We start from the raw sequence: 22,381 nt of genomic DNA on the forward strand, positions 1-22,381 counted from the left end.
TGACTCTCCTTACTCAATAATATTTTCCAAACCATATACAAGCGTATCAATATTTATTACCGCTTCAACCGCGAGCTTCACGCCAGACATGAAGGACGCACGATTATACGAATCATGACGAATCTTTAATCCTTGTCCAAAGCCACCAAATAATACTTCCTGGTGAGCAATTAATCCTGGCAAGCGTACGCTATGAAGATGAATGCCGTCATATGTAGCTCCTCTTGCACCTGCTAAAATTTCTTTTTCCTCTGAGTGACCTTGCTTTTTCGTTTCACGAACTTCACTAATGAGCTCTGCTGTTTTTAACCCTGTTCCAGAAGGTGCGTCTAATTTTTGATCATGGTGGAGCTCAATAATTTCAACATCGTCAAAATATTTAGCTGCCATTTGAGAGAACTTCATCATTAAAATAGCACCAATCGCAAAGTTTGGAGCAATGATACAGCCAATTCCTTTTTCTTCTGCTAATTCTTTTAATTCCGCTAAATCTGCTTCGGAAAAACCTGTCGTTCCGACTACTGGACGGATGCCGTATTCTAACGCTTTTTTCGTATGTACTCTTCCAATTTCAGGCGTTGTTAAATCAACTAATACATCAGCTTCAACAGTTTGGAAGCATTTTTCAATATCTGTAAAGATAGGAGCTTGAACATTTGGCATTCCTTCTAAGTCGCTAATTAACTTCCCTTCATGAATACGATCAACAGCAGCTACTAATTCAAACGCTTCTGTTTCTTGAATTAGGGTCACAGCTTCTTTTCCCATTCTCCCACGAGGGCCTGCAAGTATAATTCGAGTTTTTTTCATGTTAATTCTCTCCTTATTCATCAATTTTTGTCCAACGATCTTTATCCCGCGTATTAAATTTCTGCATAACGCGATTATGTGCTTCTTCTAAATCAATATTTAACGAATTGGCAAAGCAAATTAATACAAATAAAATATCGCCCATTTCTTCTTCAACTGTCCGCTCTGCTTCTGTTGTCTTTTTAGGCTTTTCTCCGTAATAATGATTAATTTCACGAGATAACTCTCCAACTTCTTCAGTCATACGAGCCAACATCGCCAAGGGGCTAAAGTAGCCTTCTTTAAACTGTCCAATATATTGATCAACTTCAGCCTGCATAACCTTCATTGATTTATCTGCCATATGTATTCACCTCTTTACCTTCTATGCCTCTCTCATTGCATAATAAGTATTTACCTTTTATTTTTTTGTACATTCAACTTCATATTATAACATCTCTTCCCTAAATTTCTTAATAGAAAAGTTTGATTAACAAACATTATAAATGAATAAAGCTATTCTCTTTAGCCGTGCATGATTCAATATTTAAACGTGTATGATACAAACAAAGCGCTTTGGACGGTTCATTTGGACGATGACATTTCTCTTATCCATTTAGTATGATAGGAAAGAATGTATTCATGTTTATAGAAGGAGGTTTTCTATTGTGAAAGGACTAAAGTTCAAGAATATCTTTTTTATTTTGTTAGGTTCGGCTATTTTTGGATTTGGACTTGTGAATTTTAACATGCAAAACAACTTAGCAGAAGGCGGTTTTACTGGTATTACACTGCTTTTATACTTTTTATTTAACATCGACCCTTCCTATTCAAACTTAGTGCTTAATATTCCACTATTCTTTGTCGGATGGAAGCTGTTAGGACGAACCTCATTTTACTACACCATACTAGGCGTTATCAGCCTTTCTGTTTTCTTATGGATTTTTCAGCGCTTTCCAGTCGATATGCCTTTAAAAAATGATATGACGCTTGCAGCTCTATTTGCAGGTGTATTTATTGGAGTGGGGCTTGGAATTATTTTTAGATACGGAGGGACAACGGGTGGAGTTGATATTATCGCTCGTCTCGTTCAGAAATATATTGGGTGGAACATGGGAAAAACAATGTTTTTATTCGATTTTCTTGTTATTATTACCTCTCTTATCTATTACCTAACCTATACAGAGGCAATGTATACGCTCGTAGCCGTATTTGTCGCTGCTAGAGTCATTGATTTTATTCAAGACGGAGCTTACGCCGCAAAAGGAGCAACCATTATCTCTGCTCGTAACGAAGAGATCTCAGCAAAAATCATGCAGGAAATGGATCGTGGAGTGACTATTTTAAAAGGCCAAGGATCCTATTCTAAACAAGAAACTAACGTATTGTACTGTGTTGTAAGTAAAAATGAAGTCTTTCGATTAAAACAGGTCATCACTTCTGTTGACCCATACGCGTTTGTAGCGGTGAGTGACGTTCACGATGTACTAGGTGAGGGTTTTACATTGGATGAAAATAAAAAGCCGTTAGAACGTTAAATCGTACATACAAAATGAGGGTGGGACATAACAAAACAAATTTCCAAAAAGACGAACACTCGCTTTTCTCACCTCTTTACGTTGTCAGAACAAGTTTATTCCATTGCGCTACGGCCACTCGCTTTCCGCGGGGAGGAACCTGAGCTTCCTCTCTTTCTCGCAGGAGTCGAGTGTCCTACGCTCCATTCCATCCTGTTTTCACAATCAACAAAAAACCTGAACGATTAAAAGTGAAGAACTCTCAACCGTTCAGGTTTAATATTGGCTGAATTACTTATGTCCCAGCCTCATTTCAATTAATCTTCGTTGTTCATTCCTGTGTAAATTAAGATTAAACGCACAAGCTCTAGTACTGCAACCGCTGCTGCTGCAACGTATGTTAAAGCTGCTGCGTTTAGTACTTTTCGCGTCTCACGCTCTTCGTCGTTGCGAATTACACCGCTTGATACGAGAAGGTTCATCGCGCGATTTGAGGCGTTAAACTCAACTGGAAGCGTTACGACCTGGAATAAAACTGCTGCTGCCATAAACACAATCCCTAGCAACAATAGGCCGCTCATCTGAGCAAAGATACCAATCATGATTAAAATCCATGAAAAGTTTGATCCGATGTTAGCTACTGGTACTAAGGCATGACGCATGCGTAAGAACGAATAGTTTTCATCGTCTTGAATTGCGTGCCCTACTTCATGGGCTGCTACCGCTGCGCCTGCTACAGATGTTCCGAAGTAGTTATCTTCAGATAATCGTACTACTTTTGAACGTGGATCGTAGTGGTCAGACAACACGCCGCGAACTGGCTCAACTTGAACGTTGTACAAGCCGTTTTCGTCCAAGATACGTCGTGCCACTTCAGCACCTGTCATTCCAGAAGAACTGCTTACTTTTGAATATTTTTTATAAGCACTTTTCACTTTAAACTGTGCCCAAATCGGCACTAAAATAATGATGAGAAAATAAACCAAAAACCCCATATGCACACTCCTTTACTTGTATGGTTGGTACATTTTCATTTTAGACAATTCGAATATGTCCGTCAATCATTTCGCTCCGGCTCAGCCTTGCGAACACGCTCTGCTCGATACTTACGAAAACCAACATACGATAAAGTAAATACAATAATACTTCCTGTCGTAATCATGACCCATATAAGTGATGGATCTACCTTATCTTCTTTTAAATGTTCAAACAGAGACTGAAAATCTTCTTCTGCTGCTACTAATTCTTGTGAAGACATCACCATTGCATCATCTTGCTTTAAATCTTCAATATGCTGTTCAACACGTTCAATATCCTTATCATCAACATCGACTTGAACACTTGGAGAAATCAATTCATAGGCTTGTAGTAAACTTTGAAGCTCTTCTTGATACTGCCCATCTTCACCTTTTGATATACTCATTTTCATATCTTGAAACGTGGTAATAACTTCTTTTTCCATTTCTGTCCAAAGAGGTTGGTATTCACTTGATAAAGCATCAACTAGTAACCGAAACTGTAATGCTGTATTTACAGGGTCACTATTTTCATCGTCCAGTGCTCTTTCAACATTTTGAGCTGTTACTACCAGCACTTGATACTCTTTAGTGGACAAATCTAAATCATGTATATTTACGCTTGAAACTTCATGTGAAAATTGTTTCATTAAATCACGCGCTTCATCATATTTTTCCTGCTGAGCAAGGTCTAATGTTTCATCAGCAAGTTCATTTAACTTATCCCAAGATTGCTGTGTAGCCGCATTAACTGATGTTGTTAATAGTAAAAAAATAAGCATGGCGATGACAGATATTTTCTTGTTCATTCTTGTCCCTCCTCTAGCTTCTATTAGAAACTTATGAGGAATAGGACAAGAGTAGACCTATTAAATCCCTACTTCAAAGGGGTAATAAAGTTTTGCGTATAAAACTTTTCATACACGCCAACACCAAGATGCGTAAAATCATTATTTAAAATCGCCTTACGGTGACCTTCACTATTTAACCAGCCTTCAACCGCAGCAGGACCATCCGTATAGTTAGATGCAATGTTTTCACCAGCTGTTCGATACAAGACGTCTCCTTTTTGCAGACGATTTCCTAGATCTCCTTGAACTGGAGACTCATGAGCAAAATATTCTAAATCGCTCATTTCTTTGCTGTGTAAATAAGCTACTTTCGCCGTATCTTCATCCCACGATAATGCCTCTTTTCCATGGCGCTTTCTAATAACGTTCGTCAAGTCGATAATTTGTTGAGAAGCTCCATCTTCAATCTCTTTCCACTCTTCTTGAGAAAGTGATGGTACTTCAGGGAAACTCCCTCTATACATTACTTCATACGGCTTTTGCTTCATTAAAGTTTCACTATCCATGACGCGGATACTTGATAATGTATTTAAAAATTGATCAAAATAAAGCTGGATATATACACCATCATACTTTACTAATGGGCGCATTTTTAAATCTTCGTCATTGAGTTGAAAACGATAATAATCGAGCCCTTCTCTCAATTCAACTTCTCGCTCAATTTTAACAGCTTTGGCTACTTCAGATCGAGATTGACCAATCACAAATGGTGCGGTATTTACGTTTTGACCAATAGAATACACGCTCACCACTCGGTCACCATCTATCCCTACCTGCATGTAGGAATGATCATCGGTTTTATACACCCACCAATCATATCCGTAAGCAGAAAGATCAACACGGGTTGGTTCTCCATACATTCCCATGACTTGTTCAGGATGTAGACCAATCAAATCAATAACGTTTTCCCCTTCTATTTCTGGTGCAGCCGTTTCAACCGCACGGTCATTTATAGTCTCATTATTTGAAACCTCTTCCTGTGCTGATTCATTTACATACTGCTCCAATAAAGGGATATATTCATCAGCGTATACAAATGCAACGATTAACACGAGAACAAATATAACTTTTTTCAGCGTCAGTTCCTCTCCTTACATCTTCAAGAGTTCGTATAGTTATTATACATGTAATGACGTGAAAATAGCCAATAAAAAAGCTATCACACCCTTTGGTGGCGACAGCTTTTCCTGGATTAATGAAGTTGATTGGAAATACGAGAAAGAGCTTGACCAGCTTGTTCATCTGTAAAGCGATACGTAGATAAATCTCCTAAAGAGACAACGCCAATAAGCTTGTTTCCTTCTACAACTGGAAGCCTTCTGATTTGATGATTGGCCATAATTTCCACAGCTTCTTCTACCGTTGATTCGCCCGATACCGTTACTAGTTTATCACTCATTACGTCGGTTACTTTACTGGAATTGGGCTTCTTTTCAGCAATACCTCGAATAACTAAGTCTCGATCAGTTATTAATCCAATTAATCGGTCTTGATCAACAATTGGAATACTACCAACGTTTAATTCTTTCATCTTTAATGCAACTTCGTATACATTATCTAACGTGGTACACGTTTCAACGTCTGTTGTCATTACATCACGAACACATTTCATAGAATCTCCTCCTTTACATTCAACGTTATTTTGCCCGTTTTTCAAAAAATCTTTCACGTTATTTACAATTTCTTGGTCTTTTCAACTGAAAATCCGGATAAACATTGCAAGTTTTATCCAATCATACTATGATGAAAATGGGAGAAATATTTGGTTTAAAGGGGGAACTGTAATGAAACTAGAAGATATGGATTTTACTGATGTAAGAGTTGATTTAGAGCATGCCGATGAGATTATGAGCCGATTTGGACTAGTGCGAGCTGGACAGTGGGATTACGAGCGGGTAACATATGATCGCAAGTTTGAAATTCAGCACCATACCTTTTATTTACGCGTACAAGGATATGCTGCTGAAGGGGACATTGGCGGCAGGCATGCGTTGATTCAATTTATGACGCCTCTGCTTGGCAAACACTATTATCCGCACGGCGTAGAATATGGAGAAGAAGAAAATTTCCCTTCTACACTGGTTGATCAATGCAAGCGAATTTTAAGCCAAATTCATTCCGAACTCCAAAGCGTTCAGGCTTCCTAATAAAAAGAGTGCTTACAATCCTGTAAGCACTCTTTTTATTGAGAAGAAATCGGAGATGAAGCATCATAACCTGCATCAAGTTCCATTTCCTGCTTCTTATCTTTTTCACGCTCTTTCTTCGCCCACCGGAAAAAGGTGTAGCCAAGAATAATCCCATATACAATCTCTTGAATAATTTTCATGATGACTCCCCCAAGCTGCTGGTCTTCTACCGGAGGCAATACGTTAAACATTTCTGGGGCTAATGCGCCCATCGCTTGAATAACATCCGGGGATACGCAAAGGGCTAAAGCATTCACCCACGCCTGCGAATCAGTATACGTGGCATATAGCGACGTATCAGCAAATATAATTAACGCGCAAGCAGGCGTTAACAACATCCCATCAGCAAAAATGTAGCCAATTTTTTTCACACCGTTTAACGTCTGGTACTCCTCCAGCTTGTTTAAAAGTGGCCACCACATGCAAAAAGAAGCTATAAACAGCAAAATGCTAATAATTGCGTGAAGCGTCATATCTGTCTTCACAGTGTCAAACACAAGCGGTATATGATAAAGAGAGAATAATCCGTTAAAGACAAGTAAAGCAATGAGCGGCTTTGTTAAAAAGTGAAACACTGGCTTAATGCCTTTTTGATGAATCAGTAATCGCGCCATCCACGGCGGTGTTCCCAGAATAAGTAAAGGTGGAATAGCTAAATAAACCAGCGCCATTTGGGCCATATGTGCACTAAACATCAAGTGCCCTAGTAAATCTAGCGGACCGCCTTTGCATATGTATAGCAGCGCCATTCCAAATACAAAAAACGCTTTTGTTTTACGATCAACTTCTTTACTTCCTTCAATTTTATATCGATACGGACCTGTGAACAATAAATAAACAACTGTCACCGCACAAATAACGAAGAAAAAATACGGACTCCATAACGCTTCGAATCCAAACATTCTTAAATTATCAATCACAATCCGTCCCTCCTTTACTCAATTGCGAATAGTACATGCTTGAAAAGAGCTAGCAAGCGCTAGCTCTTCTTTACTTACCACCAAATAATTGTAACAAATGCCCAAACCGTTATAAGTGCTACAAGCACTCCTGAATATAGAAACATCGTTGGCACTTCATGTCCTTTATGATTCATATGCATAAAGTAATAAAGCTGAAAGATAACTTGCACAACTGCTAACAAAATAATAACTGGTACGGTAAACCATCCGCTAAAGCTATCGCTCCATACGGCAAAAAAAGCTATGAGCGTAAGGAAAATCATTAACGCAAACGAGATTAACTGCATTCGCATGTCTTCAGCGTTTTTCTTCTTACGATACTGTAAGTCTACCTTTGGGTTACCTGTGTCAGAATGATTTGTTGTCATCTCTTCATCCCACCATTCCCATTAAGTATACAACTGTAAAAATAAACACCCATACAACATCAATGAAATGCCAGTATAAGCTTGCTACATAAAATTTTGGCGCATTGTATAGACTTAAGCCACGCTTTGAGTTACGGATAAGCAATGAGCCAATCCACAATAATCCAAACGTTACGTGCGCTCCGTGCGTTCCTACCAAGGCATAAAATGCAGATCCAAACGCACTGCTCGTAAACGTATGGCCTTCATGAACATAATGCTTAAACTCATAAATCTCTAATAGTAAGAAAGCGAACCCTAACAGCCAAGTAATCCACATCCAAAGCTGCATCTTCTTATAGTTAAAGTTCTTCATATGATACATTGCATATACGCTTGTTAATGAACTTGTTAATAAAATCATTGTGGCAATAAATACAAGCGTAATATCAAATAATTCTTCTGCTTTTGGGCCTGTATGCGTTGAATTTCTCAACGCTAAATACGTTGCAAACAACGAAGCAAAAAGTACGGTTTCTCCCCCAAGAAAAAGCCAAAATCCTATGAACTTATTTTTCCCTTCAAGGGTTGATTTCTCAGGCGAATCTGGAAAAGTTTCAGGCGTTAATTTTTGTTCTGCTTCCATCTTTATTTCGCCTCCTCATCAAGCAAATCTTCTTTATGAATATGATAGCCATGATCATCAATCCACGAACGGAAGAACATAGAGATAAAGGTAATCACTAATCCTATAATTCCAACTAGATCTCCCCAGCCATGGTCATTGCGGAACAAAAAGCCAAATGCTGAAACAAACAGACCAAGAGAAATAATAAACGGAATGATTGATGAGTTTGGCATATGAATATCACCAAGCGGCTCAGCAGGCGTAATGCCCTCTTTGTTTCCGGCACGTTTTTCTAACCAGAATGTGTCTAATCCACGCACAAGCGGCGTTTGTTTAAAGTTATATTCTGGAGGCGGTGATGAAATCGCCCACTCCAGCGTACGACCTTCTCCCCACGCATCGCCTTCTGCTTTTGGTCCATTGATGCTTGTTTTGATGACGTTGATAATCAGTACAATGGTTGCCAAGGCCATAAAAATGGCTCCAGCTGAGCTGATTGCATTTCCAAGATCCAAGCCCTGTCCTGGTAAAAAAGTTGCTACACGACGAGGCATACCCATTAAACCTAAGAAATGTTGAATAAAGAACGTTAAGTGGAAACCGATAAAAAACAGCCAAAACGTAATCTTGCTAAGCGTTTCATTAAGCATACGCCCAAACATTTTCGGCCACCAAAACGTGGCTCCTGCAAATAGAGCGTACACAACTCCACCTACAATAACGTAGTGAAAGTGAGCAACAACGAAATACGTATCATGGAACTGATAGTCTGCTGGTGCCGCAGCAAGCATAACACCTGTTACACCACCGATAACAAACGATGGAATAAACGCTACAGAGTACAGCATTGGTGATGTAAATTCAATGCTTCCTCCCCAAAGTGTAAACAACCAGTTAAAAATCTTAATTCCTGTCGGTACAGCAATTGCCATCGTCGCTACTGCGAAAATTGCATTTGCGATTGGTCCAAGGCCTGTTGTAAACATATGGTGAGCCCAAACCATGAATCCTAAAAACCCAATCAGCACTGTTGCAAATACCATAGAAGAGTATCCGAACAGTCTTTTTCTTGCAAACGTCGGTAAAATTTCTGAAAAAACTCCAAAGGCCGGTAAGATTAGTATGTATACTTCTGGATGTCCGAAAATCCAAAATAAGTGTTCCCAAATAATTGTGTTTCCACCCATCGTTGGATCAAAGAAATTCCCACCAAACAAGCGATCAAAAATCATTAAAAATAATCCAACAGTTAAAGCAGGAAATGCAAATAAAATAAGTGCTGATGCCACAAACGTAGTCCACGTAAAGAGGGGCATTCTCATGTAAGTCATACCAGGTGCTCTCATGTTAATAATTGTAACAAGAAAGTTAATACCCGCAATCAGCGTTCCAGCACCGGAAATTTGCAGACCTAATGCGTAAAAATCAATTCCGTGTGTAGGCGATGCTAGTGATAGTGAAGCGTATGATGTCCAGCCTGCATCAGGTGCTCCACCTCCTATAAACCAGCTTAAGTTTAGAAACAATCCACCAAAAGCAAATAGCCAAAAGCCAAGTGCGTTTAAAAATGGAAACGCTACGTCACGAGCGCCAATTTGAAGTGGCACAACTGCGTTCATTAGCGCAAACAACAGCGGCATAGCTGCTAAGAAAATCATCGTTGTGCCGTGCATTGTTAAGATTTCATTATATGTTCCCATCGCGACAAAGTTATTTTCAGGAATAGCCAGTTGAATTCGAATAAAAAGTGCTTCGATTCCTCCAACTATGAAGAAAAAACCTCCCGCAATTAAATACAAAATGGCGATTTTTTTATGGTCAACGGTTGTTAAGTAGTCCCATATTGTCGCCCCTATACCCCTTTTTTGAGTGAGCGTACTCATAGCTAGACCTCCCCTTTTGAAAGCTAATTACCGTTTATTTTTCTTTCAGCTCCAATAAATACTCGGTTAGCTGATCGACTTGTTCATCTGTTAAGTCAGGATATGTATTACTCATTTTGTTTCCTGGCTTAATTTCTTCAGGGTTTTTGAGCCATTGTTTTAAATTTTCTTCATTATGTTCTAAAACACCTGCAATACGCTCACGATCTGCAAATCCAGCTAGATTTGGAGCCTGACGCGCTTGTTCTGGTCGACCATCCTGCGCTTCAACAGCGTGACAGCCAATACAGCTTTCTGTAAAGATTTCCTCTCCCGCTTTTGCTGAAGCTGTCGATACGTCTGGTTTTACATCTTTAATATCGCTAACCCATGTATCAAACTCTTCACTTGGAAGGGCTTTAACTTTGAAATCCATATAGGCGTGAGATGGACCACATAGCTCTGCACACTTCCCATAAAAAAGACCGTTAGCGCTTTCAGCCTTTTCTGAATCAAACACAAGCCAAAACTTGTTCTCATTCTCTGTATTCGTATCTACTTTTCCGCCCACTGAAGGAATCCAAAAGGAGTGTTTGACATCTGAGGCTTTCACGTTAAAATACACTTTTGTATCTGTTGGTACAACAAGATCTTGGGATGTAATGATTTTTTGGTTTGGGTATTCAAACTCCCACCAATACAAGTTAGCTCTTACATTGACGACAATTGCGTCTTCCTTTTCCATTCCTTTCACATCAGCTAATTTAAACGTATCAGCTACTGTGGGAACTGCTAGGATGACAAGTAGAATAATAGGAATAACAGTCCAAAGAATTTCTAACTTGTGGTTTCCTTCTACTTGTTTTGGAATCACATCTTCCTCACCTTTGCGGCGTTTAAAACGCACAACTACATACACAAAGATGATTGCAACAACAATAATTACAAGAACCATAATTGCTGTACTAAGCAGCATAAGTGAATACTGCTTTTCTGCCACTTCACCTGCAGGACGAAGCGTTGATAAAAAAGGCTCTCCGCAGCCAGCTAATAGCACGGCTACCAGACTAAACAACGATAAAACACGAAAGTTTAATCGCCATTTTCTCATAGCTTTTTCAACCTCTCTTTCATGGACGTGATTTTCTTATTCATAACAGAAGCTGCTATGAATAAACTTTCTTCCTTCTATGATAAATTCTAGATTAGAAGAAATCCCCTGTATTTAAATTTTTATGTAGGACTACGGTGTCTAGGAGCTCGTTACGCAAAATAGATGACTTCTTAGCGGCCTCTTTAGGTAAGCATATGTTGTTGAAGCAGTGGTATGAAGAATCCGTTTACAGTTTTGACATCACAAAAATCATCTATTCACAAATATTTCACATTTGTTTTAGATTTCTGAAATCTTACAGCCTGATGCATGAACATGTAAAGATGTAAATTACTATATTTCTCCTGTTTATTAAAGCATATTTTGGAAAGTTTATGTGAAATTTTTTTGAAATAAATATGGATTTTTTTTGTCACCTTGTACAAAACCCTATCTTATACTTGATTATTGTATACTATTATAAGTAGAATAAGGTGTTGTATCTTGTCGAATGAGTTTAATAACTTATCTTTCTAGCAATACAACCTTACACTTTCTACCATTATAACAAATGAATACATGCTTATGGGAGTTTATTCGAACTTTTTCAACGAAACCTTAAACTAGTAAGTCATGTACTTCCATTCGTCTTCCTGTCTAAAGGAAACGTTTAGCGGACTAATTATCATACTTTAGGAAGGTGAATACATTGAAACGTGGATTAAAAGGGCTTTCTGTTATTGTAACGTTAGCAATGCTCCTGATTTTACTTGGGGGAGCACTTGTAACCAAAACTGGATCAGGAGATGGCTGTGGCGACTCTTGGCCTCTATGTAACGGTGAATTGATTCCCAGCAACATAACATTTGAACTCGTCATTGAACTTAGTCACAGACTTGTATCAGGTGCTTCAGGCATCTTAGTACTTTTACTCTGTGTGTGGGCTTGGATTGCACTAGGACATATTCGTGAAGTAAGACCACTTGCTTTTATCTCGTTTTTCTTCTTAGTGCTACAAGCGTTAATCGGTGCTGCTGCGGTTATGTGGGGACAATCAGATGCCGTACTTGCACTACATTTTGGAATTTCACTTATTTCATTTGCATCTGTTCTCCTATTAACTCTCATCATTTTTGAGGTAGATAAGAAGTTTGATGCTGATAGCGTCGTCATTGGTTCAACGATGAAAAAACATATTTATGGATCTATTCTTTATACGTACGTTGTCGTCTATACAGGAGCGCTAGTACGCCATAAAGAAGCAAGCTTAGCTTGTCCCGATATTCCGTTCTGTTCCAATGCAGCTGGCTGGTTACCAGGTGATATTAACCAATGGATTCAAATGGGACACCGAACTGCTGCAACCTTAATTTTCGTTTGGATTTTAATTGCGTTTATTCACGCGTTTAAGCACTACCGTGACCAGAAGAATATTTATTATAGTTGGCTAATTGCTTTAGTGTTAGTAACAATGCAGGCCATTTCAGGTATGTTAGTTGTTGTTACTCGCCTAAACTTAGGACTAGCTTTAGCCCACGCACTAATTATTTCTCTATTATTTGGGGTCTTAAGTTACTTGACACTTCTTGCTACTCGCAGTAAAAGAACAAAATAAAAAGTACGAGCAGACATTCTGCTCGTACTTTTTTTAGCTTTCGAATTCAACAAGTAAGTCTCCAGGTTGAATAGCATCTCCGCTTCCTACATGAATATTTTTCACAACACCATCAAATGGTGCCTGCACCGTTGTTTCCATTTTCATTGCTTCTGTAATCATGAGATGATCACCTTTTGATACTTTATCGCCTTTTTCAACGATAACGCGAATGACCGTTCCAGGCATAGACGCTCCAATTTGATTTGGATTTGTTAGATCTGCCTTCATCTTTGATACAACCGTCGTCTTCACGCTTTCGTCTTTAATGACTACTTCACGAGGCTGACCATTTAGTTCAAAGTAAATTGTACGATTACCGTCAGCTTGTGCTTCTCCAATTGATACAAGGCGAACGATTAACGTCTTCCCTTTTTCAATCTCAATTTCAGCTTCTTCTCCAAGACGCATTCCATATAAGAAAGTAGCCGTATCAAGTACCGAAATGTCACCATATTGCTCAACCGCTTTGTGATAATCCATAAATACTTTTGGATATAAAGCATATGCCAAGGCATCAAAGCTTGTAACTTGACGTCCTAACTCGTGGAATAGCTTTTCCTTAAGAGCATTAAAATCAACATCTTCTAACAGCTCACCCGGACGCACCGTAATTGGCTTTTTACCTTTTAAAATAATTCGTTGAAGCTTTTCAGGGAATCCACCGTGTGGTTGACCTAAATAGCCCTCAAATAGTTCAATAACTGAATCAGGGAAGTCTAATGATTCACCACGTTCAAATAGCGTTTCTTCCGTTAAATTGTTTTGAACCATAAACAGCGCCATGTCCCCTACCACTTTGGAAGAAGGCGTTACTTTGACAATGTCACCAAATAACTCATTCACACGTGAATACATGTCTTTTACTTCATCCCAGCGGTTTCCAAGACCAACTGCTTTCGCCTGCTGTTGAAGGTTGCTATATTGACCACCCGGCATTTCATGAACATAAACTTCCGTATGCGGAGCATTCATGCCACTTTCAAAGTCTTGGTAGTACTTGCGTACATCTTCCCAATAGTAAGATAGCTGTTCAAGGTTTTGAATGTCCAGCTTCGGCTTACGCTCGGTCCCTTCTAAAGCATAATATAATGAATTGGCGCTTGGTTGCGACGTTAAGCCTGCCATTGCGCTTACTGCTACGTCCACAATATCAACGCCTGCTTCAATTGCTTTGGCATATGTTAGAATACCGTTTCCGCTTGTATCATGCGTATGAAGATGAATTGGAATATCCACCGTTTCTTTTAATGCAGACACTAAGTCATAAGCAGCTTGAGGCTTTAATAATCCTGCCATATCCTTGATTCCTAAAATATGTGCCCCGGATTGCTCTAATTCTTTCGCAAGGTTTTTGTAGTACGTTAAGTCATATTTGCGGCGAGATGGATCTAAAATATCTCCCGTATAGCACATTGATGCTTCGGCAATCTTACCTGTTTGTCGTACGGAATCAATGGCTAACGTCATACCCTCAACCCAGTTTAAGCTATCAAAAATTCGGAACACGTCAATTCCAGCATATGCTGATTTCTCAACAAATTCTTTAATTACGTTATCCGGATAGTTTTTATACCCTACGGCGTTTGATGCACGAAGAAGCATTTGGAATAAGACATTTGGCGCCTCTTGGCGTAGCGTTAACAAACGATCCCAAGGATCTTCTTTCAAAAAGCGATACGCTACATCAAACGTCGCTCCTCCCCACATTTCAAGAGAAAACAAATCCGGTAATAGTCTTGCTGTTGGATTAGCAATTTGTTTTAAATCGTTCGTACGTACACGCGTTGCTAGTAAAGACTGATGCCCATCTCGGAATGTTGTGTCTGTTAAAAGAACTTCTTTACGCTCTTTTACCCAGTTAACAAGCCCTTCAGCACCCTGTTCATCTAAAATTTGCTTCGTTCCATTTGGCACTGGCGTTGATAAATCTAGCTGAGGAACGCGAGGTTTTGTGAAAATTGGTTTTTTCTTTTCAGCTACCCCAGGGAAACCATTAACCGTTACGTTTCCAATGTATGTTAGCATTTTAGTACCACGGTCTTTACGCTTAGGAAATACAAATAGCTCTGGCGTAGTATCGATAAAGGACGTATCATACGCTCCCGTTAAGAACTTTTCATGCTTTACCACGTTCTCAAGGAACGGAATGTTTGTTTTAATACCACGAATTCGAAATTCTTTTAAGTTACGAACCATTTTGGACGCCGCTTGATCAAACGTTAAGGCCCACGTTGTTACTTTTACAAGAAGAGAATCATAGTAAGGCGTGATGACTGCTCCTTGGAAGCTGTTGCCCGTGTCAAGACGCACGCCAAAGCCACCGCCTGAACGGTACGCCATAATCTTACCCGTATCTGGCATAAAGTTGTTTAGTGGATCTTCTGTTGTTACACGAGATTGAATAGCATAACCATGCGTGATAATCTCTTCTTGCTTCGGTATTGCAACAACATTACTATGAAGGTCATAGCCATCCGCAATTAGAATTTGAGATTGAACGATATCAACACCTGTAATCATTTCTGTAATTGTGTGCTCCACCTGTACGCGAGGGTTTACTTCAATAAAGTAAAACTCTTTACCTGATACTAAGAACTCTACAGTACCCGCATTTATGTAGTTTACATTATCCATCAGCTGTACCGCAGCATCACAAATTTGATCACGCAGCTCTTCGCTTAGCGACAAGCTTGGTGCAACTTCTACTACCTTTTGGTGACGACGCTGTACTGAACAATCACGCTCATACAAATGAACAACATTTCCACTGTGATCCCCTAAAATTTGAACTTCAATATGCTTTGGGTTTTCAACAAGCTTTTCGACATATACCTCGTCGCTTCCAAAGGCTGCTTTTGCTTCAGACTTAGCACGTTCATACGATTCCGCTAGGCTTGCTTCATTGCGAACGACGCGCATGCCACGACCGCCTCCACCTAACGCCGCTTTAATCATGAGGGGGTACCCGTGCTGTGCAGCAAATTCTTTTGCTTCATCTAATGAATCAATTGGTCCATCCGTTCCTGGAATGACAGGGATATTAGCTTGAATTGCTTGATGACGAGCTTTTACTTTATCTCCAAACATATCTAAATGCTTAGACTTTGGCCCAATAAAAATAATGCCCTCTTCTTCACAACGTTTCGCAAATTGGATATTTTCTGACAAAAAACCATAGCCAGGGTGTATTGCGTCAACATCATGTAGCTTTGCCGTTTTAATAATATCTTCGATGTCTAAATATGCATCGATTGGTTTTTTGCCCACACCAACCAAATACGCTTCATCTGCTTTGTATCGATGATAGGAACCTGCATCTTCTTTTGAATAAATTGCCACCGTTCGAATATTTAGCTCCGTACAAGCTCGAAATACTCGAATTGCGATTTCTCCACGATTTGCAACTAGTACTTTTTTTATTTTTTTAGTTACCAGACTCACATCGAATTCTCCCTTCAATCTTTATATAAACTTCAATATATAGCAAAATTGGATAAAAGAAAAGCAAAAATGAACGGAAAGTTATAAATTAACCGTTCATTTTTGCTTTTTTGAGATGATATATATACCCGAATGTTAAGATAAGTCAGGATTAGCATTATTCGGATAAGAAACAACGTTATTCGCTTTTTTGCTACTTTTTTCTTGATAGTTCACAAAGAACGAAATATTAACAACAATCCCCATGGCAATCATTAAACTTAGCAGTGATGATCCACCGTAACTAATAAACGGAAGCGTTACGCCGGTAATCGGAATAAGACCGGTTAAGCCACCCAGATTAATAAACGCTTGAATTCCAAGCATGGTCGCTACACCTATGCAAATAAGGCTAGCAAAAGGGTCCTTTGAGCGTTTGGCAAGTGTCAGAATGCGATAGATTAAAAAGCCTAGTAAACCTAAAACGAGAAATACGCCAAAGAATCCAAGTTCTTCTGCAATAACCGCCATAATAAAGTCGGTATGTGACTCTGGAAGATAGCCATACTTCTGCACGCTTTCACCAAGTCCAAGCCCTTTTAACCCTCCAGAACCGATAGCTAAGTAAGAGTTTACAAGCTGATATCCTTCACCTTGTGCGTATTTAAAAGGATCCGATGCTCCTGTAAAACGTCCGATACGATTTTCAGTCACTTGCCCTGTTAATACACCAATCGTTCCCATAATGGTCAGCATGACAAGCCCTAATAAAATAAGCTTAAAAAATGTTTTTCGAGATATTCCCGAACATAGCATGATTGCAACTGCTATCATTAAAATAATGAGGCCTGTCCCAAGGTCTGGTTGAATCGCTACGAATATAAAGATACCCATTGTTAACCCAATTGGCCCAATAAAAGCACGCTTAATATCATTTATGTATTCTTGACGTTTTCCTAACACAAGGGCTAAATATAAAATAACCGTTAACTTTGCAAACTCAGCGGGCTGCAAGCTTGCTCCAGCTAACTTTAGCCAACTTTGAGCGCCTCCTGCCGTATGCCCCATTAAAAACACAAGCCCTAAAAGACCAAATGTACCAAGTACAGCTATAGGTAACAGCTTTTGATATAGCTTGTACGGGAATAAAATGGTTGCTAAAAATACGAATCCAGCAATGATAAGCCAACCTTTTTGTTTGCCATAGAAAAAATCGCTATCCTGCCCATACCGCGTAATACTCGTAATCATGCTGGAGCTATATACCATTACAAGGCCAATTGTACAAAGCAACGCAATGGTAATAATGATAGAATAATCATAGTGCTTAAAGATTTTTTTTAGCATAAACCTCTTCCTTTAAACGTTAATAAGTGATGCCTTTACTCATTTTACTATACATTATCTACTTTCGCTTTTCTCACGTAAGAATGTAAACGAGCTGTAACAAAAAACTCAAACTATCCATCTAATAGTTTGAGTTTCACCGTGTGTGTTATTTTTTTGTAAATGCTTCATGCAGTGCAGAAAGTTCACGCTCAAGTCGATCTAGCAATGTTTTTCCGACATGCTCATCAATTAAATTTAAACGAACTGCAAAATCAATTTCTCTTGATAAACCAAACATTTGTGTATCTAAAACCTCTTCGTAAAGAGGACATTGTGGCATTGTTAAGTTATCCATTTGAACTTGAATTAATTGCAAAATCTTATCTGCATCAGCTTTTAACAATGCATAAGCTTTTTCACGATGATCTATCATTGTCTCAGGCGTCAAACTCAATCCCTCCGTTTCCGAGCGATTACCTAATCTATCTTTTAATAGTAAGGTTTTACTCGTAAAAAAGCAAGAACTAACATGCATGTCATCAGACCTACGAATTCTCTTACAAATTACGTGTACTATTCATCGCAACTCTCGCTTTATTAATATAGATTTATTATAGCACATTCTATTTTAGTACTTCTACCAAAATCCTGAGTATGGATGACAAATTACAAGAAAGCGCTTATACTTTTACCAAGGAGGCGTTTTTATGAATTCAATTATTTCGCTACATGGGAAAGTGCGTTACCCCCTCACGTTAGATCCTGGAGTTTGGATTTTTGATGATCGAAAAGTAGACTTAACTACTTTTTTTGATACTGAGGTCGAAAACGTAGATGAAAATGAACAATATACGAAGACTGTTTCAAAACATTGGGATCGAGAAATCCAAGAAGGTGCCGTATTCCCACCAACTTTAAAAACAGAAAAGAAATACGAAAAACAAAAGCTATTGAACGGTACGTTCGGTATCTCCTTTGCTCCTTTTTTAAAGAACGCTGAGCCTCTAGAAGAGGCAACCGCAGTTACGCTTGTAACAGCTAATGAATCCGTTAGCTACTCATTAGAAGAGGCTAAAACGCTTATTTTTGGCTTTAGTAAAAACGGAAAACCTTTAACTAAAGATGGACCTGTACACGTTTATGAATGCGATGGCTCTAACCGTGACAAGCCGCTTACGTACTTAAAAGAAATTATTATTACATAATGAACGAGCGCGCAGAGAGGAAAAGCTGCGCGCTCATTTTTTTCCACTTATAAAATATCAGCAGCTAGCTGTGCGAGACCTGAACGCTCTCCTTTAACAAGCCTTACATGACCTGATATTTTCTGTTCTTTAAATTTTTCAACTACATATGTTAACCCATTATTGTATTCATCAAGATATGGATGATCTATTTGAGCAGGGTCACCCATTAACACAATTTTACTCTTTTCACCAACGCGCGTTAAAATGGTTTTAACCTCATGCTTTGTTAAGTTTTGTGCTTCGTCAATGATGATAAATTGTTCTGGTATACTTCTTCCCCTAATATAGGTAAGGGCTTCTACCTCAATTGAACTAAGGCCTGCTAGGATAGCATCCAGTTCCCCAGGTTTTTTTGTGTTAAATAAATATTCTAAATTATCATAAATTGGCTGCATCCATGGTCGAAGCTTTTCTTGCTTTTCACCCGGTAAAAACCCTAAGTCTTTTCCTACCGGTACAATTGGACGTGCAACCAACAACTTCTTAAAGCAGCCCAAGTCTTCCGTTTGCATTAAACCCGATGCTAAAGCTAATAAGGTTTTACCCGTTCCAGCTTTTCCGATGAGCGTGACAAGCTGGACATCGTCTCGTAAGAGCAGTTCGAGCGCCATAATTTGTTGAACATTTCGCGGCTTAATTCCCCAAATATGGTCATATTCAAAGAGAAGCTTTTTTACTTTTGTAGCGGTCTGATCGACGATTCCAATAGCAGAACCTGAACCTCCAAATGCATCTTTCATAACGAGAAATTGATTTGGGAAAAATGGATGATTTGCGATCTGAGAAGTGAGAATTTCACCGTTTTCATAAAAATGATTTAACACTTCTCTTGGGATATATACTTCCACAAATCCCGTATATATACTGTTAAATTCGACAACACGATCGCTTAAAAAATCCTCTGCTTTCAAACCGATAGCATCAGCCTTCACGCGTACCAATACATCTTTACTAACAAGAATGACTTCACGGCCGTCTTCCTTGTTTTCCTCTTCGAGCGACAAATTTTTTGCGACCGCTAAAATACGATTATCATTCGTTTTCTCTACAAAAATCTCTTGTAATTGATGAAACGAACGGTGATTGAGCTCGATCCGTAAATGTCCACCATTTTCCAAAGGGATTTTCTCATGTAATTTACCGTGTTGACGCAAGTTATCAATGAGCTTTGATACTTGTCTCGCATTCCTTCCAACCTCATCCATATTTCTCTTTTTCGAATCTACTTCTTCTAATACTACAGCTGGTATTACAACTTCATTATCATCAAATGAAAAGATTGAATGCGGATCTTGCAATAACACATTTGTATCTAAAACGTAGATTTTCCCCAACAATTCAGCCTCCTACTCCATTTGGTTTCCAGTTAAGGAGTGTAACAAGGAATCCATTCACTTTTATCTTATGTAAACCGCACGCGTGAAGTTCGAGTAAATGAACGGACCATTTGCTTTAAATATATGAACATATGCATAAAGATAGAAGAACTATTGAAAACTAAACACAAATTGCTACAAAAAATGAGCCATTACCAAAGGAGGTATCTCCCCAATGAAAAAAGGATTACTTATTGCTAGCTTAGCTTGTTTTACAATAGCAGGTTGTAACAATAATCAATCCCAGATTGAAGAAGGACAAAAAACAGACCGCATCGTTCAGGTGAAAAACTCAACGCCTGAAACTGAAACAAAACTCTCTGCTAGGCAAATTTCTCAGCATCTTGTAAGCTTAGCAACAAGCGCTCCAAACGTAAATGATGCTACTGCTATTGTGTTAGGAAAATATGCAATCGTTGGTATTGATGTAAATAACGAAATTGATCGCTCCGAAGTAAGTTCGATTAAGTATACGGTAGCAGAAAGCCTAAAAGCAGACCCATACGGAGCAAATTCCGTTGTCATTGCTGATCCTGATACCGTAACGCGCTTAAAAGAAATTGCGAGAGAAATCAGACGTGGTCGACCAGTTACAGGCTTTTTAGATGAGCTTGCTGCCATCGTAAACCGCGTCATGCCAGAAGTAGCGGAAGAGATTCGCCGCAACCCAGAACCTACCAAAACAAATGATGAAAAGTTAAACAATGAGGAGCAGCAACAATTACGAGACAAGCAAGAAAAACAATCAAATGGTCACCTTCAAAAGAACGAATAAAGAATAGACAAGCTTAGTTCACGCTAAGCTTGTTTTAATGCGCTCATTACCTGTTTATCTAATTTAGAAGCAGCTACTGGATCATATGTTTTTTCATAAGTCGGATTGGTAGAGATTTTAGATCCATAGAACATAACGTCTCTTACTTCTTTTATGCTTACTTCAATCAGCGTCAGCTTAATTGGAACGTTTTCCATTCTCTCTTTGACAACAATTGCACTGCCTTTAATCGCATAGCAAGATTCATTTGCAATCAAATTCACAACAACATCTTTACACTGCGAAATGTCTTTAACCATTCGGGATTTGCTTGCGACAGCAAAACGGATGATTTGATTGGTTGGAGCATAAATCCATGAAATGGCACTCACATTTGGTCCTTTTGTTTCATAATCAACGGTTGAAATTGTTACAAAACGTTCTGCTTGTAGCTCTTCGTACAGTGCTTCGACTAAACTGGATTCAACTTCATTTGCCATTTATATCCCTCCTCCCGTTTATGTATACTTACTTGTTTTCTAGACAAAGAATCTGTTTACCTGCTTACTTTTCCTTGTTTTCAAAACTTTTACATTGTTTAAATAACGACTAAATACATTTTACAACTTTATAAACAATGCACTTTGGGCTAGAATGTTGTATAGAGAAAACGAGGTGAGATAGATGAGAGTAAAATGTGTCCTATGTGATAAAATTGAATCAATTGAGGATGAAACGCTTGTAGCAAAAAGACTTCGTAATCGTCCTATACATACATATATGTGCAATGAATGCTCAGAACGTATTGAAGAGCGTACAAAAGAACGAATTGCTACCGGAAACTTTAAGCTATATCAATCCAAGCAGACGGAGGAGGACTGGTAAGCATGATTTATAAAGGAATGGTTGTAGGAGTAATAAGTGGCACTGTGCTAGGTTTGGTCTTAAAATGGCTGGAGCAGCTGATGTCTAAAAAGGTTTATACACTCTTATTAAACGTCGATTTCATTCCCATTATAGGAGACATCAAATGGCCTGAATGGGTGGAGTTTGTGTTTCACCTAGTCATTGCAGTCATTATAGGGATTGTTTTTATGTGGATACAAAATCGATTTCGTCACTTATCGTCAGGTAGCATGCTTGTTATAGCCTTTCTCTTAACTTTACCTACCATTCCTTTATATTTCCCTCTTACAGCTTTAGCCATTAAAGCTACCCCGCGTATCGATGACATGGGGGCTTTCTTCTATTGGACGGCGGGACATATTCTTTTTGCCCTGTCTTTATGGATAGGTAGCTTCATTTATAAAAGAGTTTGGGACATAACAAAATGATTGCTTCTAA

At 38.8% G+C, this 22,381-nt stretch carries 23 protein-coding genes; 7 read left to right on the plus strand and 16 right to left on the minus strand.

The window, feature by feature from the left end; translation table 11 throughout:
- Positions 1–9 precede the first annotated feature (9 nt).
- Together dapB and AS180_RS10805 are read right to left on the minus strand one after the other, a co-directional pair.
- Positions 10–810 carry a 4-hydroxy-tetrahydrodipicolinate reductase gene (gene dapB / locus AS180_RS10800; protein ID WP_025907346.1) on the minus strand — a complete coding sequence of 267 codons (801 nt, stop codon included), beginning with the start codon at positions 808–810 and terminating at the stop codon, positions 10–12.
- A gap of 13 nt (positions 811–823) precedes the next feature.
- Entirely contained in the window at positions 824–1,153 is a 330-nt protein-coding gene (locus AS180_RS10805) for a nucleotide pyrophosphohydrolase (protein WP_025907345.1), read from the minus strand.
- Between the two features lie 304 nt (positions 1,154–1,457).
- Here AS180_RS10805 and AS180_RS10810 point away from each other — a divergent pair, with 304 nt between their 5' ends.
- Positions 1,458–2,327: a YitT family protein gene (locus AS180_RS10810; RefSeq protein WP_035319798.1), complete on the plus strand. Its 870-nt coding sequence runs from the start codon at positions 1,458–1,460 to the stop codon at positions 2,325–2,327.
- Positions 2,328–2,623: 296 nt separating this feature from the next.
- Here AS180_RS10810 and AS180_RS10815 read toward each other — a convergent pair whose 3' ends face one another.
- The 4 genes from AS180_RS10815 to AS180_RS10830 all read right to left on the minus strand — a co-directional run bounded on the left by AS180_RS10815 (position 2,624) and on the right by AS180_RS10830 (position 5,785).
- The gene (locus AS180_RS10815) at positions 2,624–3,301 is read right to left on the minus strand and encodes a zinc metallopeptidase (RefSeq protein ID WP_025907342.1); all 678 of its coding nucleotides are present in this window, start codon (positions 3,299–3,301) and stop codon (positions 2,624–2,626) included.
- A 62-nt stretch (positions 3,302–3,363) separates the two neighbouring features.
- Positions 3,364–4,131, minus strand: coding sequence for a sporulation protein YpjB (locus tag AS180_RS10820; protein WP_025907340.1), 768 nt, complete (start codon positions 4,129–4,131; stop codon positions 3,364–3,366).
- Between the two features lie 68 nt (positions 4,132–4,199).
- Positions 4,200–5,225: a CAP domain-containing protein gene (locus AS180_RS10825; RefSeq protein ID WP_226372956.1), complete on the minus strand. Its 1,026-nt coding sequence runs from the start codon at positions 5,223–5,225 to the stop codon at positions 4,200–4,202.
- Positions 5,226–5,365: 140 nt separating this feature from the next.
- The gene (locus AS180_RS10830; protein WP_062686806.1) at positions 5,366–5,785 is read right to left on the minus strand and encodes a CBS domain-containing protein; all 420 of its coding nucleotides are present in this window, start codon (positions 5,783–5,785) and stop codon (positions 5,366–5,368) included.
- 172 nt (positions 5,786–5,957) lie between these two features.
- Here AS180_RS10830 and AS180_RS10835 point away from each other — a divergent pair, with 172 nt between their 5' ends.
- Positions 5,958–6,320 carry a YugN family protein gene (locus AS180_RS10835; RefSeq protein ID WP_025907334.1) on the plus strand — a complete coding sequence of 121 codons (363 nt, stop codon included), beginning with the start codon at positions 5,958–5,960 and terminating at the stop codon, positions 6,318–6,320.
- A 35-nt stretch (positions 6,321–6,355) separates the two neighbouring features.
- Here the strand turns inward: AS180_RS10835 and ctaG are convergent, their stop codons facing one another.
- The 5 genes from ctaG to coxB form a co-directional block, all read right to left on the minus strand.
- Positions 6,356–7,282 carry a cytochrome c oxidase assembly factor CtaG gene (gene ctaG, locus AS180_RS10840; RefSeq protein ID WP_082636378.1) on the minus strand — a complete coding sequence of 309 codons (927 nt, stop codon included), beginning with the start codon at positions 7,280–7,282 and terminating at the stop codon, positions 6,356–6,358.
- Between the two features lie 74 nt (positions 7,283–7,356).
- Positions 7,357–7,692, minus strand: coding sequence for a cytochrome c oxidase subunit IVB (ctaF, locus tag AS180_RS10845; protein WP_025907330.1), 336 nt, complete (start codon positions 7,690–7,692; stop codon positions 7,357–7,359).
- A 4-nt stretch (positions 7,693–7,696) separates the two neighbouring features.
- Positions 7,697–8,317, minus strand: coding sequence for a cytochrome (ubi)quinol oxidase subunit III (locus AS180_RS10850; RefSeq protein WP_025907328.1), 621 nt, complete (start codon positions 8,315–8,317; stop codon positions 7,697–7,699).
- Between the two features lie 2 nt (positions 8,318–8,319).
- Entirely contained in the window at positions 8,320–10,182 is a 1,863-nt protein-coding gene (gene ctaD / locus AS180_RS10855; protein WP_035319793.1) for a cytochrome c oxidase subunit I, read from the minus strand.
- Positions 10,183–10,216: 34 nt separating this feature from the next.
- Entirely contained in the window at positions 10,217–11,272 is a 1,056-nt protein-coding gene (gene coxB / locus AS180_RS10860) for a cytochrome c oxidase subunit II (protein WP_025907326.1), read from the minus strand.
- 691 nt (positions 11,273–11,963) lie between these two features.
- Between coxB and AS180_RS10865 the strand changes: the two genes are divergently transcribed.
- Positions 11,964–12,869 (plus strand): COX15/CtaA family protein, encoded by a 906-nt coding sequence (locus tag AS180_RS10865; protein WP_025907324.1) that lies wholly within the window; start codon positions 11,964–11,966, stop codon positions 12,867–12,869.
- A gap of 33 nt (positions 12,870–12,902) precedes the next feature.
- Here the strand turns inward: AS180_RS10865 and pyc are convergent, their stop codons facing one another.
- From pyc to AS180_RS10880, 3 genes are all read right to left on the minus strand, one after another.
- Positions 12,903–16,352 (minus strand): pyruvate carboxylase, encoded by a 3,450-nt coding sequence (gene pyc / locus AS180_RS10870; protein WP_374699992.1) that lies wholly within the window; start codon positions 16,350–16,352, stop codon positions 12,903–12,905.
- Positions 16,353–16,487: 135 nt separating this feature from the next.
- Positions 16,488–17,678, minus strand: coding sequence for an FtsW/RodA/SpoVE family cell cycle protein (locus AS180_RS10875; protein ID WP_025909106.1), 1,191 nt, complete (start codon positions 17,676–17,678; stop codon positions 16,488–16,490).
- 148 nt (positions 17,679–17,826) lie between these two features.
- Complete coding sequence (locus tag AS180_RS10880) at positions 17,827–18,093, minus strand: Fpa/YlaN family protein (RefSeq protein WP_373688708.1); 267 nt, start codon at positions 18,091–18,093, stop codon at positions 17,827–17,829.
- Positions 18,094–18,367: 274 nt separating this feature from the next.
- Here AS180_RS10880 and AS180_RS10885 point away from each other — a divergent pair, with 274 nt between their 5' ends.
- The gene (locus AS180_RS10885; RefSeq protein WP_062686807.1) at positions 18,368–18,865 is read left to right on the plus strand and encodes a hypothetical protein; all 498 of its coding nucleotides are present in this window, start codon (positions 18,368–18,370) and stop codon (positions 18,863–18,865) included.
- 47 nt (positions 18,866–18,912) lie between these two features.
- On the opposite strand, the gene AS180_RS10890 is transcribed toward AS180_RS10885, so the two are convergent.
- Positions 18,913–20,241 carry a PhoH family protein gene (locus AS180_RS10890; RefSeq protein ID WP_062686808.1) on the minus strand — a complete coding sequence of 443 codons (1,329 nt, stop codon included), beginning with the start codon at positions 20,239–20,241 and terminating at the stop codon, positions 18,913–18,915.
- Positions 20,242–20,458: 217 nt separating this feature from the next.
- On the opposite strand from AS180_RS10890, the gene AS180_RS10895 reads away from it, so the two are divergent.
- Positions 20,459–21,058: a YhcN/YlaJ family sporulation lipoprotein gene (locus AS180_RS10895; protein ID WP_025909110.1), complete on the plus strand. Its 600-nt coding sequence runs from the start codon at positions 20,459–20,461 to the stop codon at positions 21,056–21,058.
- 23 nt (positions 21,059–21,081) lie between these two features.
- Here the strand turns inward: AS180_RS10895 and AS180_RS10900 are convergent, their stop codons facing one another.
- Positions 21,082–21,537: a PNPOx family protein gene (locus AS180_RS10900; RefSeq protein WP_025909111.1), complete on the minus strand. Its 456-nt coding sequence runs from the start codon at positions 21,535–21,537 to the stop codon at positions 21,082–21,084.
- Positions 21,538–21,721: 184 nt separating this feature from the next.
- Here AS180_RS10900 and AS180_RS10905 point away from each other — a divergent pair, with 184 nt between their 5' ends.
- Entirely contained in the window at positions 21,722–21,922 is a 201-nt protein-coding gene (locus AS180_RS10905) for a YlaI family protein (RefSeq protein WP_025909112.1), read from the plus strand.
- Positions 21,923–21,924: 2 nt separating this feature from the next.
- Positions 21,925–22,371, plus strand: a complete 447-nt coding sequence (locus AS180_RS10910) for a hypothetical protein (RefSeq protein WP_062686809.1) — start codon at positions 21,925–21,927, stop codon at positions 22,369–22,371.
- Positions 22,372–22,381: the final 10 nt, after the last annotated feature.

This window comes from Priestia veravalensis (assembly GCF_001457055.1).
In the GTDB taxonomy this organism is placed as follows: Bacteria; Bacillota; Bacilli; order Bacillales; family Bacillaceae_H; genus Priestia; species Priestia flexa.

What these genes read in the sequence shown, in the direction of transcription:
- AS180_RS10875 (WP_025909106.1), bottom strand. Translation starts at nt 17,678, where the DNA reads ATGCTAAAAAAAATCTTTAAGCACTATGATTATTCTATCATTATTACC.
- AS180_RS10815 (WP_025907342.1), bottom strand. Translation starts at nt 3,301, where the DNA reads ATGGGGTTTTTGGTTTATTTTCTCATCATTATTTTAGTGCCGATTTGG.
- AS180_RS10850 (WP_025907328.1), bottom strand. Translation starts at nt 8,317, where the DNA reads ATGGAAGCAGAACAAAAATTAACGCCTGAAACTTTTCCAGATTCGCCT.
- AS180_RS10905 (WP_025909112.1), top strand. Translation starts at nt 21,722, where the DNA reads ATGAGAGTAAAATGTGTCCTATGTGATAAAATTGAATCAATTGAGGAT.
- dapB (WP_025907346.1), bottom strand. Translation starts at nt 810, where the DNA reads ATGAAAAAAACTCGAATTATACTTGCAGGCCCTCGTGGGAGAATGGGA.
- AS180_RS10910 (WP_062686809.1), top strand. Translation starts at nt 21,925, where the DNA reads ATGATTTATAAAGGAATGGTTGTAGGAGTAATAAGTGGCACTGTGCTA.
- coxB (WP_025907326.1), bottom strand. Translation starts at nt 11,272, where the DNA reads ATGAGAAAATGGCGATTAAACTTTCGTGTTTTATCGTTGTTTAGTCTG.
- AS180_RS10835 (WP_025907334.1), top strand. Translation starts at nt 5,958, where the DNA reads ATGAAACTAGAAGATATGGATTTTACTGATGTAAGAGTTGATTTAGAG.
- AS180_RS10820 (WP_025907340.1), bottom strand. Translation starts at nt 4,131, where the DNA reads ATGAACAAGAAAATATCTGTCATCGCCATGCTTATTTTTTTACTATTA.
- AS180_RS10895 (WP_025909110.1), top strand. Translation starts at nt 20,459, where the DNA reads ATGAAAAAAGGATTACTTATTGCTAGCTTAGCTTGTTTTACAATAGCA.
- AS180_RS10885 (WP_062686807.1), top strand. Translation starts at nt 18,368, where the DNA reads ATGAATTCAATTATTTCGCTACATGGGAAAGTGCGTTACCCCCTCACG.
- ctaF (WP_025907330.1), bottom strand. Translation starts at nt 7,692, where the DNA reads ATGACAACAAATCATTCTGACACAGGTAACCCAAAGGTAGACTTACAG.
- AS180_RS10830 (WP_062686806.1), bottom strand. Translation starts at nt 5,785, where the DNA reads ATGAAATGTGTTCGTGATGTAATGACAACAGACGTTGAAACGTGTACC.
- AS180_RS10880 (WP_373688708.1), bottom strand. Translation starts at nt 18,093, where the DNA reads ATGATAGATCATCGTGAAAAAGCTTATGCATTGTTAAAAGCTGATGCA.
- AS180_RS10900 (WP_025909111.1), bottom strand. Translation starts at nt 21,537, where the DNA reads ATGGCAAATGAAGTTGAATCCAGTTTAGTCGAAGCACTGTACGAAGAG.
- AS180_RS10805 (WP_025907345.1), bottom strand. Translation starts at nt 1,153, where the DNA reads ATGGCAGATAAATCAATGAAGGTTATGCAGGCTGAAGTTGATCAATAT.
- ctaD (WP_035319793.1), bottom strand. Translation starts at nt 10,182, where the DNA reads ATGAGTACGCTCACTCAAAAAAGGGGTATAGGGGCGACAATATGGGAC.